We start from the raw sequence: 15,610 nt of genomic DNA on the forward strand, positions 1-15,610 counted from the left end.
TTTCCGTTGTAATATAAGAATGGAAAAATCGATGTTTATCCATTAAACCCCGTGGCTCACATGTTTTTTTATAATTCGTTTCGCATAGGAAAAGACTCCATAAACACGCGTTACTGTGCTATTAGGAAATTGATTTTCTCGACACCCTAAATAGGCGAAACAAAACTTCCGATTGGAAATTTCGTTATAGCCAGGCGCTCATAATTAGTTTTCGAATACAAATTCATCGACATGGTGGCGCTCGTCGCTGCGCAGGCTTCGATGTGTTCACTCCGTGGCGGCGTAAGCGGCATAGGTGAATCGGCCGTAGCGGGCGTGGCCAGGCGGAGGCGCGGCCTTGATTGACGGCCAGCGACACGGACGGTCGCGGAGCCGCTGTCTCACGGGGGGCATGCACGCCCTTCGACCGCAGGCCGATGGATGGGCTTTCGGCTGATGGGGAAAGCACGACGTGGAAGGGAATTATCTGCACCAGGCAGGCGCAGTGGGAGGAGAAGCCTATGTGGAAGCAGCGGCAGTGGCGCTAAAGCAAGCGCCTCCGGAGCGATGTCATCCGGAGGCAGTGCAATCCACGGTCACCTGGAATTGGCGACGAAGGCACAGTGGGAACAAGGACCAGGCTGCGACGCCATACCAGCCTGCACACGGCCACGATGGATTGCGTCAACGTCGCGCTTGGCGGCCGGCAAGTGATTACCAGGTTCAGTCAGCAACCGGCAAACGCGGTCGCTCGGCATTCAACCTGGGCTAGCTATTGACTGATCCTGATAGCTGGAAGGACTTCGACTTGTTATTGCTCAGCAGGTTCCTTGTATGTCCTGTCCTTGTCGTCGTAATGCGGAAGGCCCGCACTGATCACCAACCGACGTACGCTCTCGACTTCCGGATGCCTGCTATTGCGTTCCGCCAGGAAGTTCTTCAGGATCGAGGCACCGACGCCCAGGGCGATCCCCAGCAGGCAGGACGCAGCGATCATGACCGGCAGGCCCAGCGTAGCCGGTTGCGATGGCGGCTCGGCGCGATCGACCAGACGGACATTGACACTGTTAGAGAGGGTCAATGCTTCCAGTTTGTGACGGGCGTTCAATAATTCGATATTGATCTCGCTATTGATCTGCTTATCGCGGTTGAGACTAAGAATTTCTTGCTGCGCGGCAGCGACTGCCTTGCGCTTGGCCTCGACCTTGTTCAGGTCGCGATGCACATCGTCGAGATGCTTGTTTACATTCAGTACTTCAGGATGCAACTCTGCGAAGCGGCTCGACAATTCAACTTTGCGCTGTTCAATCTCGGCCAGCTTCGTTTGCAGGGCCACGGATTGCTGTGCAAGCGTCCGCGCCTCGTCGCCCAGGTCGGAAGTCCCATGACGGCGAAGCACCTCGGCCAGCCTGGCATCGAGCTTCTGCAAGCGCTGCCTGGATTCTTCTACCTGCTTGTCGTAGAACACCAGCTCCTTCTTCGCCGCATCCGATTTCTGCACGACCTGTTGCTGAATGTATTCCTTACCGATTTCGTTGAGGATCGCGCTGATCAATTCCGGCTTCGACCCGCGCAGTAACACTGCGATCACATTCGATTGCCGTCCCTTTTCGAGAACGGCCAGGGATTTTTGCAGTTGCTCCACGATCTGGAATTCAGGCCGCCGGCTGACAAAGAACTGGGCGCCAGGCTTTGACTGTATTTCCGCGACACGAATTTCTACAGCGCCATATTTAGTCTGGATTTTGGCGAGCTGTCCAAGCTTGCCTTTGAGCTGGATCGCCAACTCCTCGTGGCTGAGCGTGAACTCGTCGTTGCCCATGGTCGTCAGCATGAAGGGTTTGCCCAGCAGGGCTGGCGGGACGTTGAATACGGATATCGTCACCCGCTCGGCGCCCCATACATAGCCACCCTGCCCGAACAATCCGGGCGTCGATATATTCTGGTTTTTTTCCGCTATGAATGCCCCGACCATGGGGAACAGTTTCGGCTCGACGCTGATGTCGAGGTGCAAGGTATTCACGACACGGGACAGGGTCGCACGCGAACGCAGAATCTCTATTTCGGTGGCTGCCGGGGCATCGGCCTGAGGATCGCCGGAGGAAGGCGCGATGCGCTTTATCTGCAGCAAGATGTTCGCCTCGTAAGCCGGCGTCATCGTCAAGCCGTACAGAGTCCCGAGCATTGCAACAAGGAGGGCGACACCTGCAATTAGCCAAGTATTCTTCAGGACATTGCCATAGTGAAACATAAGGTCCGACGGCCGGTTCACTCTGCTTGGCTTGGTGGGCATCATCTCTTACAACCTAAATGTTTGGAAAACTGCTGTCATCGAGGGATGTCGCCGCGTTCGCTTCTGATCGGGCCGCGTGCATCCCGATGAACCTGGTCCATGACCAGAAGCCATCCCCTAAGAGCCGCTCAGAAAAAGCGTTCGCTGCAAGAATGAAGAGCCTCGGCAAATGTCCTGGCAACTGAATCCGCCACCGCAGGCCGGCCGACAATGAGGTGCAAGCTCGTCTTGTAGCTCGATCCGCTTACGATCGGCAAGATACGGACGTAATTTCCATCAAGCCACTGCTGGACCTGATACTTTGGTAGCCAGGCGTAACCGAAACCGTGCCGTAGCACGGCAATAGCCCTGTCGAGACTGCTTACATTCCAAGGGCGCGAATAGCGGGGCAACCTGTAGGTGCCTTCGGAAGCGACATAATCGTCCGAACCGGAAACAGCAATCTGGAACTGTGTTTTGAGGTCGTCGACCGTCAGCTCCCTCTTCAATGCGAACAGGGGATTTTCGGGGTGGGCGACGGCAACGTGTTCGATCTGCGCCAGTTCCCTGCCCGCGAAACCGAAGGCCACCTGGGTGCTGATGGCCAGCTCGACCGTGTTGTCGTGCAGGGCTTGCTTGGCTTCGTGTGGCGTCGCTTCCTTGACACTCAATTTGATTTTCTGCGGGAATGAAGAAAGCTTGCGAAGCGCCAGCGTGAGCAGGTGGGGAGGAAAACTGGGGTCCATCGCCAGCCGGATTTCCGGCCCCCATCCCTGGCGCAGGTTCTCGGCAAGCTCCTCGAGTTCGATCGCATTTCGTACAAGATCACGAGATCTTTCCAGCAGTATCTTTCCTTCCTCGGTGATCTGCGCCTTGCGCCCCTTCAAGGCAAGAAGCGGCACGCCGAGTTGTTCCTGGAGCTTGGCGACCGCATGGCTGATCGTCGATTGCGTCACATGCAAGCTGTCGGCAGCGCCAAAAAAACCGTCGAAATCGATTACAGCGTGAAACATTTTCCATTGTTTTAGGCTAATCCGTAGATTCCGGGCTTTCAGGGAGGCGGATTCCACGCTCACCGATGGGCCTTCGCCGTCCAGTAATTTTCCGGAGGCTAATGAGCCATCCATTGGTTCGGTCATCTTCACTTTTCACCCCACCAATAGTAATGAGTTAGCGATATTTCTTTCGTACACAATAAGTGGATATCTGTCCGCATGTGTAGCGGCATTCAGAATAGTCTTGGAATGAGCCGGCAAATTCTGGCGACAAGCGATTCGCGAAGAACGGTTTTATAAGCCGGTCGCCGCATTGTTCATTGATTTCGCAAGCCGCATCCGAAACTTATTATCAGCATCGGCGATAAGCGTACACAGCGGCAAGTTCTCTCAATTAATATTAATGGCATTCGAATTGCACACGATGTGACGTAATAGCGCGAAGAATACGCTTAGGTCCATTCCGTTCGCCTTATATTAAGCAAGACGAATGCTCGGGCACTGTGAACGCTCAAACTTTGGGGGAGAAACCAGGCCGATCCGCCTTGATTTTTCTGCAGATCTACGCTTTATTGGGAAAAACGCAAATAGACGATGATGCGGCGAATTTGAACACCATGCATTGCCTGGTTTGCCGGGTGGATTCAGTCCCGGCCCGGCTTGAGGAAGGACTCGTGGCCAGGCGACGGCGGCCAGCATGTCCTCGATCGCGGCGACCGAAGCGCAAGCCAGCAATTGCTGCACGCCGCCTGGCCGGAGGGTGTCGGCCAGGCCCAGCGGCATCGACCCGATTGCGCCGGCATTGCCGTAGACCCCGGCTGATTTATTAAACTACCTTGCACTGCAGCATTACTACACAGGAGGTTCTTATGCGACTCGATATCAGTCTGGTCAGCTACATTGCCGCTTTCTGCAGCAGCGCCGCGTTCACTCCCAAGTCGTTCTCGTCTGGCGCACGCGCAGCGCCAGTGGCGTGCCGATGGGCATGTACTCCGCTTTCTGCTTTGGCGTCTTCCTGTAGCTGTGCTATGGCATTGCGATCCAGGATTGGCCCATTGCCATCAACAATGCGATCACGCTGGTACTGGCCTCCAGCGTGCTGGTCATGAAATGGCGCTTCAAACGCAGTGGCGTCAAGGATGAGCCTGCAAGCTCAGGGAGACATTCCGGCGGCTGATAACGCAGGCTTGGCGTCCTGACAAATATATGGATTACTTATCGTCGACATCACGAACTGAAAGTATATTTATGGCCCCAAGGCATTTATACTGCACCGCAACATCACAGTATTCATCTTGGAGCGACACATGAACGCAGCAACGATCACCCAGGCGCAGGAACAAGGGCTGCGCCACCAATCCACCGGCCTGTTCGCGACCATTCGCAGCTTTTCGGAGCAGCTCTTTGTTGCGCACGGCGGCTGGCTGGCCGCCCGCAAGGAACGCGCACAACGCGCTTCGTACGCCGTCGCCGAACGTGCAGGCCGCGCCGAACTGTTCGCGATGGCGGCCGATGCCGAAAAGCATTCGCCGAACCTGGCCGCAGAACTGCGCTGGATGGCAAACCGGTAAGCAGCAAGCAGTAAGCAGCAGGTAGTGAGTAGTAATTAGCAGGTAACAGCGCGCGCCCCGGCTTTCGCCGCCGCAAACGGCAGCCCGGGCGCAAACCTCCCTCCTCCGCCCGGGCCGTCGGCGCCCGCCACGCCCGGGCCGCACTTCTTTCCTCTATTGCGCGGCCTCCTCGCCGCAGCTGGCCAGCGCCAGCAGCTTGCCGATCTCCGGCACGCAGGATCCGCAATTGCCGCCCGCCCTGACGCAAGCCGTCACCTGCGCCGTCGTCTCGAGACGGTGCGTGCGGATCGCCGCGCAGATCGTATTGCGCCCGACGCCGAAGCAGGAGCACACCGTCGGACCGGCGTCCGGGCCCTGTTGCGGCGCCCGTCCTGCCAGCAAGGTAGCGCGATCGAGCGCCCCCAGGGATTCACGCGCGAACAGGCCGGCCAGCCAGTCGCGCGCCGGCAGCTGCGGGCGGCGCGCAACAAACACGCAGGCCTGCAGCCTTCCGTCGACCAGATACGCCGCGCGGTAGGCGCCGGCACTGCCGTCTTCGTAGTCGATCCAGTCGGCTTCCCCATCGGCCGCCAACAGCGCGCGCGCCCAATCGGCGCCGACCGGTCCCCGTCCCCCCATCTCGTAGCGCACGAAACCGTCCCCCTGGATACGGGTCCAGTTGGCGATGCTGTCGAGCGACAGCGCTTTCCGGCTCAGCACGAAGGCATGCCACTCGACCACGAAGGGTTCGATGCGCACCGGCGTATGCTTGAATTCCGGTTCGCCCGAGACCGGATCGACCGCCGGATTGACCAGCGCGCCGACGCGGGCGTCGGACGCCGTCTGGCCGCTCCAGTGGATCGGCACGAACACGCTGCCGCGGGCGATGCCGCCGCCGTGCGTGACGCGCGCCACCATCGCGCCCCAGCGGCTGGTAACGCGTGCCAGCTCGCCTTCGCGCACGCCGCACAGCAAGGCGTCGTTCGGATGCAGGTCGATCAACGGTTCCGGCGCGTGGTTCGCCAGGCGCGGCGACTTGCCGGTGCGCGTCATCGTATGCCACTGGTCGCGCATGCGTCCGGTGTTCAGCGCCAGCGGAAATTCGTCGTCGAGCGCGTGCACCGGGAGCCGCGGGGCGGTGGCGACGAAGCGCGCCTTGCCGCTCGCGTGGGCGAAGCGGCCGTCGGCGAACAGGCGCGCCGTCGCCTGCAGCGTGCCGTCCGCAGCGCGCAGCACCGGCCACTGGATCGGCTCGAGCGCATCGTAATCCTGGCGGCGCATGCCGCTCATGCCCGAGATGTCGAACACGCGGCGGCCAGCGCCGCCCTCGCCATTGCGCCAGCCCGACAAGCGCGCGTGCTCGTCGAAAATCGCGTGCGCGTCCTCGTAATCGAAGCCGCTGAAACCCATGCGCCGCGCGACTTCGCACAGCGCCCACCAGTCGGCACGCGCTTCGCCCGGGGCCGGAAGAAAGGCGCGCTGGCGCGAGATGCAGCGCTCGGAGTTGGTCACCGTGCCGTCCTTTTCTCCCCAACCCAGGGCCGGCAGCAGCACGTCGGCATGGGTGGTGGTATCGGTGGCGCCCACGATATCGCTGACCACCACCAGCTCGCATTTTTCCAATGCGCGCCGCACCTGGTCGGCGTCGGGCAGGCTGACCAGCGGATTGGTGGCGATGATCCACACCGCCTTGACGCTACCCTCCTCCACCGCGCGGAACAGGTCGACCGCTTTCAGGCCGGGTTTATCGGCGATCCGCGGCGCCTCCCAGAACGCGCGCAGGGCGTCGCGCTGCAGCGGATTGTCGAGGTCCATGTGGGCGGCCAGCATGTTGGCCAGCCCCCCGACTTCGCGCCCGCCCATCGCGTTCGGCTGACCGGTCAGCGAGAACGGCCCCATGCCGGGATGGCCGATGCGGCCGGTGAGCAGGTGGCAGTTGATGATTGCATTGACCTTGTCCGTGCCGCTCGAGGACTGATTGACACCCTGCGAATAGGCGCTGACGACCTTCCTGGTCGCGGCGAAGCCCTCGTAGAAGGCCAGCAGCTTCGCCGGGTCGACGCGGCAGATGCGCGCGACCTGCGCCGGGTCGCCGCAATCGGCGTCGGCAGTCGCCAGCGCCATGTCGAGCCCTTCGGTATGCGCCGCCACGAAGGCCGAATCCTTGACCCCATGGCGTGCCAGATAGCTGAGCAGGCCGTTGAACAGCCAGACGTCCGTTCCCGGTTTGACCGGCAGGTGCAGGTCGGCCAGTTCGCAGGTGGCGGTGCGGCGCGGATCGATCGCCACGACCTGCAGCGATGGCCGCGCCTCCTTTGCCTTCAGGATGCGCTGGAACAGGGTCGGATGACACCAGGCCGTGTTCGAACCGACCAGCACGATCATGTCCGCCAGCTCGAAGTCTTCGTAGGCACCCGGCACCAGGTCTTCGCCGAAGGCGCGCTTGTGGCCGGCCACGCTGGAGGACATGCACAGGCGCGAATTGGTGTCGATGTTCGCGCTGCCGACATAGCCCTTCATGAATTTATTCGCGACGTAATAATCCTCGGTCAGCAGCTGGCCGGAGACGTAGAGCGCGACCGCATCCGGCCCATGCTCGGCGATGATGGAGGCGAAGCCGCCGGCCACGCGTTCGAGCGCTTCGTCCCAGCCGGCCCGGCGCATGGAACCGTTTTCGCGCACCTGTGGGTACAGCAGGCGCCCGTCCAGGACCAGGGTTTCGCCGAGCGCCGCGCCTTTCACGCACAGGCGCCCCTTGTTGGCGGCATGCGCGGTGTCGCCGGCGATGATCGGAATGGTGCCGGGTTTGACGGTGGCGCTCACGCCGCAGCCGACGCCGCAATATGGACAGGTGGTGCGCACGGTCTGCACGGGAAGTGACATGTCCATGGTGTTTCCTTTTTCTAGGTGGCGGCGCACAGCGCCTGCCCGAACAACAGGCGGTCGCGGAAGCTCGACACGTCGGCACCGCGCTGGATCAGGTCGAAATACCAGGGGCCGTCGCCGACGTCGCCCACCAGCACGGCCCCGGTCACGCGCCCGCCTTCGAGCACGAGGCGTTTATAGATGCCCGAGGTACGGTCGCGCAGGATCAGCTCTTCGCTGCCGGCGCCCCCAAGAATATCTCCGGCCGAGTACAGGTCGATGCCGGTGACCTTCAGCTTGGTCGCGGTGGCGGCCTGCACATAGCGGCGATGTCCGGCGCCGGCCAGGTGGGCGGCGCAGACCCGCGCCTGCTCCCAGACCGGGGCGACCAGGCCGAAGGTGGCGCGCCGGTGCTGCACGCATTCGCCGACGGCGTAGATGCGCGGGTCAAAGGTCTGCAGCGTGTCGTCGACGACGATGGCGCGTTCGCAATGCAGGCCCGCCTCGCGTCCCAGCGCCACGTTCGGCCGCACGCCGGCGGCCATCACGACCAGGTCGGCCGGGAGTACGCTGCCGTCGGCGAAGTGCACCGCCTCGACCTTGCCCTCGCCGGTGATGGCGCTGGTCTGGGCCGCGAGCACGATGCGCAGGCCGTCGCGTTCCAGCGTTTCCTTGAGCAGGCGGCCCGCTTCGCCGTCGAGCTGCTGGTTCATCAGGCTGGTGGCCACATGGACGACGGTGACGTCCATCCCGCGCCGCATCAAAGCATGCGCCGCTTCCAGCCCGAGCAGGCCGCCGCCGATGACGACCGCGCGTCCTCCCTGGCGGGCAGCGGCCAGCATGGTATCGACATCGTGCAGGTCGCGAAAGCCGACCACGCCGGGCAGCGTATTGCCGGGAATGGGCAACACGAAAGGCGTCGAGCCGGTCGCCAGCAGCAGCCGGTCATATGGCGCTTCCAGGCCGGAACGCGCGACCACGACCCGGCGCTTGCGGTCGATGCGCACGACCGGATCGCCCGCATGCAGGGTGATGCCGTGTTCCGCATACCAGGCGCGCGGATGGAGCATGATCTCGTCGACGTTCTTGTCGCCCGCCAGCAGCGGGGAAAGCAGCACGCGGTTGTAGTTCCCGTGCGGCTCGGCACCGAAGACGGTGATCTGGTACAGGTCGGGCGCGAGCTTCAGCAGTTCCTCGACCGTGCGCATGCCGGCCATGCCGTTGCCGATGAGGACTAAGCGGGCGCTTTTCCGCTCCGTATTCATGCGGCTACCCACACGGTGCCGTTCTCGACCCGCACCGGAAAGCTGCTCACCGAATGCGCCGGCGCTTCCAGGCATTCGCCCGTCTGCAAATCGAAATGGTGCTTGTAGATCGGCGAAGCAACGACGATGCGCTCGCCGATGCTGCCCACCAGGCCGCGCGAGAGCACGGCCGCGTTGGCGTTCGGGTCGTAGTTATCGATCGCGAACAGGCTTTCCTCGCCGACGCGGAAGACGGCGACCTGGCGCCCGTTGAGCAAGGCGCAAACGCCGGTGTCGGGGACGATCTCGTCGAAGGCGCAGACGGCGTTCCAGTTGTGAAGTTGGCTCAGTTGCATATCCCGGTGCATGGCAGGCTCCTTAGTTGACGACCGCGATCGGAATCGTGCGGCGGCGTTCTTCGATGGTGGCCGGGCGAACCTGGCCGCGTTCCGGCATGAAGACGACGTTCTCGTCCTGCGCCGGGCTGTTGACGAAATGGCGGAAGCGCTTGCGTACTTCCGGATCCTCGACCGCGTTCTTCCACTCGCAGGCATAGGTGTCGACCACCGCCTGCATGTCGGCCTCCAGCTCGGCGCCAATGCCCAGCTTGTCCTCGACCACGACCTGCTTCAGGTAATCGAGCCCGCCTTCGAGGTTCTCGCGCCAGGTGCTGGTGCGCTGCAGGCGGTCGGCGGTGCGCACGTAGAACATCAGGAAGCGGTCCACCAGCTTCACGACCGTCGCCTCGTCCAGGTTCGATGCGATCAGTTCGGCGTGGCGCGGCTTCATGCCGCCGTTGCCGCACACGTACAGGTTCCAGCCCTTGTCGGTGGCGATCAGGCCGACGTCCTTGCCCTGCGCCTCGGCGCATTCGCGGGTGCAGCCGGAGACCCCGAATTTCACTTTATGCGGCGTGCGCAAGCCCTTGTAGCGGTTCTCCAGCGCGATCGCGAAGCCCGCGCTGTCGCCCACGCCGTAGCGGCACCAGGTCGAGCCGACGCAGGATTTCACGGTTCGTAGCGACTTGCCGTAGGCGTGGCCGGATTCGAAGCCGGCGGCGATCAGCTCTTCCCAGATCGGCGGCAGCTGGTCCACGCGCGCGCCGAACAGGTCGACTCGCTGGCCGCCCGTGATCTTGGTGTACAGGCCGTATTTTTTGGCGATCATGCCGACCGCGATCAGGCCGTCGGCCGTGACCTCGCCGCCCGGCATGCGCGGCACCACGGAATAAGTGCCGTCCTTCTGGATATTCCCGAGGAAGTAGTCGTTCGAATCCTGGAGGCTGGCGTGCTCCGGTTTCAATACGAAATCGTTCCAGGTCGAGGCCAGGATGTTCGCCGCTACCGGCTTGCAGACGTCGCAGCCCAGGCCCTTGCCGTGTTTGGCGAGCAGCTCGCCGAAGCTCTTGACGCGGCCGACGCGCACCAGGTGGTGCAGTTCCTGGCGCGAGTGGTCGAAGTGTTCGCACAGCGCGCGGCTGACGGTCACGCCCTGCTTGGCCAGTTCGGCGTTCAGCACCTGGGTCACCAGCGGCACGCAGCCGCCGCAGGCCGTGCCGGCGGTGGTGCACTTCTTCAGCGCACCGATGCTCGCCGCGCCATCGCGCACAGCCGCGCACAGGCTGCCTTTCGAGACGTCGTTGCAGGAGCAGATCTGGGCCGACTCCGGCAAGGCGTCGACGCCGAGTCCCTTCTTCGGCGCGCCGCCCGACTGCGGCAAGATCAGGCTCTCCGGCGCTTCCGGCAGTTCGATGCCGTTCAAGGCCATCTGCAACAGCGTGCCGTATTCCGCGGCATCGCCGACCAGCACCGCGCCCAGCAAGCGCTTGCCGCATTCGCTCACCACCAGCTTTTTATAGGTCTGGCGCCGCTCATCCAGGTACTGGACGCTGCGGCTGCCGCTCGTTGCGCCATGGGCGTCGCCGATGCTGGCCACGTCCACGCCCATCAGTTTCAGCTTGGTGCTGAGGTCCGCGCCGGCAAAGCCGCCGGGGGCGCCGAGCACGTGGCGCGCGGCGGTGCGCGCCATGTCGTAGCCCGGCGCGACCAGGCCGAACAGCTGGCCGCGCCAGGCTGCGCATTCGCCGACGGCGTAGATGTCCGGATCGGAAGTGAGGCAGTCGTCGTCGACGGCGACGCCGCCGCGCGGGCCCAGCGTCAGCCCGCAGGCGCGGGCCAGCTCGTCGCGTGGGCGAATACCGGCCGAGAACACGATCATGTCGGTGTCGAGGTGGGAGCCATCGGCGAACTGCATGCGGTGGGTACCTGCTTCGCCATCGACGATCTCCAGCGTGTTCTTGCCGGTGTGGACGGTGACGCCCAGTTCTTCGATGCGGGTACGCAGTACGCGTGCGCCGTGGTCGTCCACCTGCACCGCCATCAGGCGCGGCGCGAATTCGACCACGTGCGCTTCCAGGCCGAGGTCGCGCAGCGCCTTCGCGCATTCCAGGCCGAGCAGGCCGCCGCCGACGACGACGCCGGTGCGCGCGCGTGCGCCGCATTCGCGCATCGCTTCCAGGTCTTCGATCGTGCGGTAGACAAAACAGTCGGCGCGTTCGCGGCCCGGCACCGGCGGCACGAAGGAAGAGGAACCGGTGGCCAGTACCAGCTTGTCGTAGGCGAGCACTGCGCCATCGGCCAGCGTCACCGTGCGCGCGCCGCGGTCGATGGCGACGACCTTGGCGTTCAGTTTCAGGTCGAGGTTGGTGCGCTCGAAAAAGCCCGGCGCAACCAGCGACAGGTCTTGCGCCGTTTTCCCGGCGAAGAATTCGGACAGGTGTACGCGGTCGTAGGCCGGGCGCGGCTCTTCGCCGAGCACCGTGATGTGGATGTGCGGCGCGGCGGCGGCCAGCGACTCGACGAATTTGTGGCCGACCATGCCGTGGCCGATGACGATGATGTTCATGCTGCTCTCCTTGTTTTCCGACTAAGCGCGCACCGCTGCGGCGCTTGTCGCGGTATTGCTGAAACGGGCGCCGAGTGCGCACAGGCTGGCGACGACGACCAGGCCACCGAGGATCATCAGGGTCTGGCGCACGTCGCCCGTCCCTTTCATGAGGAAGCCGGCCAGCACCGCGCCGACATTCCCGCCGGCGCCGACGATGCCCGCCACGCCGCCGAGCGCCGTCGGTGCGACGAAGGGCACGAGCGCATAGGTCGCGCCGCAGGCCATGTGGGTAAACAGGCCGAAGCAGAGCATGGCGATGAAGGCAAACGCGACGCCGTCCGCATTCGCGAACAGCAGCAGGCCGAGGCCTTCGCCGATCATCAGCACGAACAGCACGGTGACGCGGCTGTTCAGGTCACCACGCGCCGCGCTGCGGTCCGACAGCCAGCCGCCCAGGGCGCGGGCAAACAGCGCCAGCAGGCCGAAGCTGCCGGCAGCCAGCCCGGCGGCCTTCAGCGACAGGCCGAAATGGTCGACGTAATAAATGGCGGCGATGTTGTGGATGAAGATCTCGATGCCGAAGCAGGCGCCGTAGGTGACGAACAGCAGCCAGGCGCGGTGATTGCGGCAGGCGGCCTTGAAACTGGCCCAGCCGCCCTTGCCGCCGCCTTCGAAGTGGATGCCGGCCGCGCGCAGTTCGCTGAAGTTACCCGCCGGGCAGTCCTGGGTATGGCGCCAGTAGACGACGGCCATGACCAGCATCGCGACGCCCGGCACGATCAGGGCGATGCGCCAGCCCATGGTTTCGCTCACGCCGGCCATGACGAGGGCCGCGAGCAGCAGCGGCATCGCCGCCTGCGCCGCCCCGCCGCCGCTGTTGCCCCAGCCGGCGGCGGCCGCGTTGGCGGTGCCGACCACCTTGGGGGCGAACATCACCGAGGTGTGGTACTGGGTGATCACGAAGCTGGCGCCGACGGCGCCGATCCCGAGGCGGAACAGCAGGAAGCTTTCGTAGCTCTGGGCGAACGCGACGCCGAGTACGGGAATCGCCCCCAGGGCGAGCAAGCCGGTATAGGTCTTGCGCGGGCCGTAGCGGTCGCACAGCGGACCGACGAGCAGGCGCACCAGGATCGTAATGGCGACCGCGGCGATGTTGATGTTGGCGATTTGCGCGACCGACAGGCCGAATTCGCCTTTGATCACCGGCATCAGCGGCGCGCAGGCGAACCAGGCGAAGAAGCAGATGAAGAACGCCATCCAGGTCAGGTGGAAGGCGCGCATCTGCGGCGTGTGGAAGTCGGTCAATCTGATGCTGTTCGCTTTGCTGGCCATGTCATCCCTCTTTTGAAAACAAAAAGGCGTCCGCGTCCCAGGGTGGTACCTGGAAGGCGGACGCCGTTGTCCGGAATGCCGGTCCAGCAGTGGACCGGCTATGTAAATGAAGGGATCGCCGTTGATCCTGCGTTCAGTGTTTGCAAGAGGCGTGCCAGCGGAGATGCGGGGCGGGTGATGCGGTCGGTCGGGAAGGGAGCGCTCTATTGCAGTGCACAATGCGCGCTAATGATGCGGAACGGCGCACTACCGGTGGTCGGTGCATCATCGCGCCGCATGAGCATGACCCGCAGACGCGGCTCATGCGCTCAAGGGCTGCGGATCGCGCTGGTGGATATCGAACGAGGCCGCGTAGGCAAGCGGATCGCTCCCGTCCCACACCCGGCCATCCATCAGCGTACTGCTGCGCATGGCGGCCGACGGCAGGTCCACGCCTGCCAGCTGCGCCGCGTCGCGATACAGCTCGACCCGGTTCACCCTGGCCGCCACGCCCAGGTAATCGGGATCCTCGCGCAGCAGGCCCCAGCGCCGCTGCTGGGTCAGGAACCACATCCCGTCCGACAGCCACGGGAAGGTCGCCTCGCCTTCGCCGAAGAAGCGCAGGCCCGGGAAATCGGAACGGCGCGGCACCAGGCAGGCCCGCAGCAGCTCGACGTCGGCATGCACGTAGGCCGGGCTGGCCAGCACCTCGGCGGCGGCTTCGCGGTTGGTGGTCGAAGCGTCGAGCCAGCGCGCCGTGTCGAGCAAGGCGGCGACGAGGGCGCGGCAGGCGTTCGGATGGCGCGCCACGAAATCGGCGCGCGCGCCGAGCGCCTTGCCGGGGTGGTCCGGCCAGACCTGGCCGCTGGACGCAACCAGCGCGCCGCTCGCTTCCATCACGGCGCGCCGGCTCCAGGGTTCGCCCGCGCAGAAGCCGTCCATGTGGCCGGCTTCCAGGTTGACCGCCATCTGGCTCGGGGGCACGGTGACCAGCCGGGTCTGCGCCAGCGGATCGATGCCGGCCGCCGCCAGCCAGTAGCACAGCCACATCGCGTGGTTCCCGGTCGGGAAGGTGTGGCCGAAGGTGTAGCGGCGCGGCTGCTCGCGCATCAGGGCGGCGAGACCGGCGCCATCCTGGACGCCGGCCGCCGCGATCGCCCGCGAGAGCACGATGGATTGACCGTTCTGGTTCAGGTTCATCAGCACCGCCATCTCGCGCGCGGCGCTGCCGATCCCCATCTGCAGGCCATACAGCAGGCCGTACAAGGCGTGGGCGGCATCGAGCTCGCCGTTCGTCAGGCGGTCGCGCATGCCGGACCAGGACTGCTGCCTGTCGAGCGCCAGCTTGATGCCGTACTTTTCGTCGAAGCCGAGGATCGACGCCATCACCAGCGGCGCGCAGTCGGCAAGCGGCATGAAGCCGATGCGCAGCACTTCCTTCTCGGGCCGGTCCGACCCGGCCCCGTGGACGTTCAAGGCAGCGCCCTGGCCTGGCAAGTCAGTCATGCGTTTCCTTTCGCCGGATCTAGCCCAGCAAGTCCTCGACGTCCAGGATACGCTGCGCGATCTCGGCCAGTCTCATGTTCTTGTTCATCGCCAGGCTGCGCAGGCGGCCGTAGGCTTCGTCTTCAAGCAGGCCGTGGCGCTTCATCAGCACACCCTTGGCGCGGTCGATCACCTTGCGCTCGGCCAGCTTCTGGCGGGTGTCGGCCAGTTCGCCCAGCAGCTTCTGTTCGCGCCTGAAGCGCGCCAGCGCCACGTCGAGGACCGGGCGCACCCGCTCGGCGCGCAGGCCGGCCACGATATAGGCCGAGACGCCGGCCGCCACCGCCGCCTCCATCGTGTCGGCGCTGTCGTCCTCGGTGAAGAGCACGATCGGGCGCCGGGCCTCGCGCGTGGCGATCACGATGTGTTCGAGCACGTCGCGCGCGTCGGACTCGCTGTCGACGATGATCAGGTCCGGCTGCAACTGGGCGATGCGTTCGGGCAGGAAGATGTCGGGCGGGAGCGAAGCGACGATATCGTAGCCCGACTCCAGCAGGCCGACGCGCAATGCTGCGCTGCGGCAGGCCTGGGCGGCCAGTTCGGCGTCGCCGGCCGGCACCTCGCCGCCGGTAACGACGACGATGCGCAGGCTGCGTGAGGGATCGGCTGGTTTCATGCGCTTTTCGAATGCAAGAACCGCGCCATCCACGATCGGACACAAAGCAAAGGTATTCTTGGAGGAAATATCTGCCATGGAGAGCACGCAAAAGACATTCATCAAACGCATCGCCGGCATCACAAACGAAAAGTTTATTTATGACTGGGTCTCACATATACTGCACCGCAACATCACAGTGTTTATCAGGAGATCCGCCATGACCGTTCTCGAATTCGTCCCCATCGCTCTCGCCGTCCTCGCCGTTGTCGCCCGCGTCGCCATGTTCCTGCCGCGCGCGCCCAAGTCCGCGGCTCAGGCGCGCTAAGCCGCAACGCAGCATGGCCCCTTCCCGATAAAGCGCGCCT

General features: G+C 64.0%; 11 protein-coding genes. 2 read left to right on the forward strand and 9 right to left on the reverse strand.

Annotated features, from left to right (window positions below; translation table 11 throughout):
* Positions 1-790: 790 nt before the first annotated feature.
* Together LPB04_RS00615 and LPB04_RS00620 are read right to left on the reverse strand one after the other, a co-directional pair.
* Positions 791-2,275, reverse strand: coding sequence for a GNVR domain-containing protein (locus LPB04_RS00615; RefSeq protein ID WP_193686896.1), 1,485 nt, complete (start codon positions 2,273-2,275; stop codon positions 791-793).
* Between the two features lie 125 nt (positions 2,276-2,400).
* Entirely contained in the window at positions 2,401-3,390 is a 990-nt protein-coding gene (locus LPB04_RS00620; RefSeq protein ID WP_193686897.1) for a LysR family transcriptional regulator, read from the reverse strand.
* A 1,163-nt stretch (positions 3,391-4,553) separates the two neighbouring features.
* Here LPB04_RS00620 and LPB04_RS00625 point away from each other — a divergent pair.
* Positions 4,554-4,817: a hypothetical protein gene (locus tag LPB04_RS00625; protein WP_193686898.1), complete on the forward strand. Its 264-nt coding sequence runs from the start codon at positions 4,554-4,556 to the stop codon at positions 4,815-4,817.
* A 153-nt stretch (positions 4,818-4,970) separates the two neighbouring features.
* Here the strand turns inward: LPB04_RS00625 and LPB04_RS00630 are convergent, their stop codons facing one another.
* The 7 genes from LPB04_RS00630 to LPB04_RS00660 form a co-directional block, all read right to left on the reverse strand.
* Positions 4,971-7,685: a nitrate reductase gene (locus LPB04_RS00630; RefSeq protein WP_193686899.1), complete on the reverse strand. Its 2,715-nt coding sequence runs from the start codon at positions 7,683-7,685 to the stop codon at positions 4,971-4,973.
* Positions 7,686-7,699: 14 nt separating this feature from the next.
* Entirely contained in the window at positions 7,700-8,926 is a 1,227-nt protein-coding gene (locus tag LPB04_RS00635) for an NAD(P)/FAD-dependent oxidoreductase (RefSeq protein ID WP_227496569.1), read from the reverse strand.
* Positions 8,923-9,273, reverse strand: coding sequence for a nitrite reductase small subunit NirD (gene nirD, locus LPB04_RS00640; RefSeq protein WP_193686901.1), 351 nt, complete (start codon positions 9,271-9,273; stop codon positions 8,923-8,925). Before nirD ends, LPB04_RS00635 begins: the two co-directional genes overlap by 4 nt.
* A 10-nt stretch (positions 9,274-9,283) precedes the next feature.
* Positions 9,284-11,809: a nitrite reductase large subunit NirB gene (gene nirB / locus LPB04_RS00645; RefSeq protein WP_193686902.1), complete on the reverse strand. Its 2,526-nt coding sequence runs from the start codon at positions 11,807-11,809 to the stop codon at positions 9,284-9,286.
* Between the two features lie 21 nt (positions 11,810-11,830).
* A complete protein-coding gene (locus tag LPB04_RS00650; RefSeq protein ID WP_193686903.1) occupies positions 11,831-13,123 on the reverse strand; it encodes an MFS transporter in 1,293 nt (430 codons plus the stop codon).
* A gap of 300 nt (positions 13,124-13,423) precedes the next feature.
* The gene (locus LPB04_RS00655) at positions 13,424-14,608 is read right to left on the reverse strand and encodes a CmpA/NrtA family ABC transporter substrate-binding protein (protein WP_193686904.1); all 1,185 of its coding nucleotides are present in this window, start codon (positions 14,606-14,608) and stop codon (positions 13,424-13,426) included.
* Positions 14,609-14,627: 19 nt separating this feature from the next.
* A complete protein-coding gene (locus LPB04_RS00660; RefSeq protein WP_193686905.1) occupies positions 14,628-15,263 on the reverse strand; it encodes an ANTAR domain-containing response regulator in 636 nt (211 codons plus the stop codon).
* Between the two features lie 76 nt (positions 15,264-15,339).
* On the opposite strand from LPB04_RS00660, the gene LPB04_RS00665 reads away from it, so the two are divergent.
* Complete coding sequence (locus LPB04_RS00665) at positions 15,340-15,570, forward strand: hypothetical protein (protein WP_193686906.1); 231 nt, start codon at positions 15,340-15,342, stop codon at positions 15,568-15,570.
* Positions 15,571-15,610: the final 40 nt, after the last annotated feature.

Source organism: Massilia litorea (assembly GCF_015101885.1).
GTDB lineage: Bacteria > Pseudomonadota > Gammaproteobacteria > Burkholderiales > Burkholderiaceae_D > Telluria > Telluria litorea.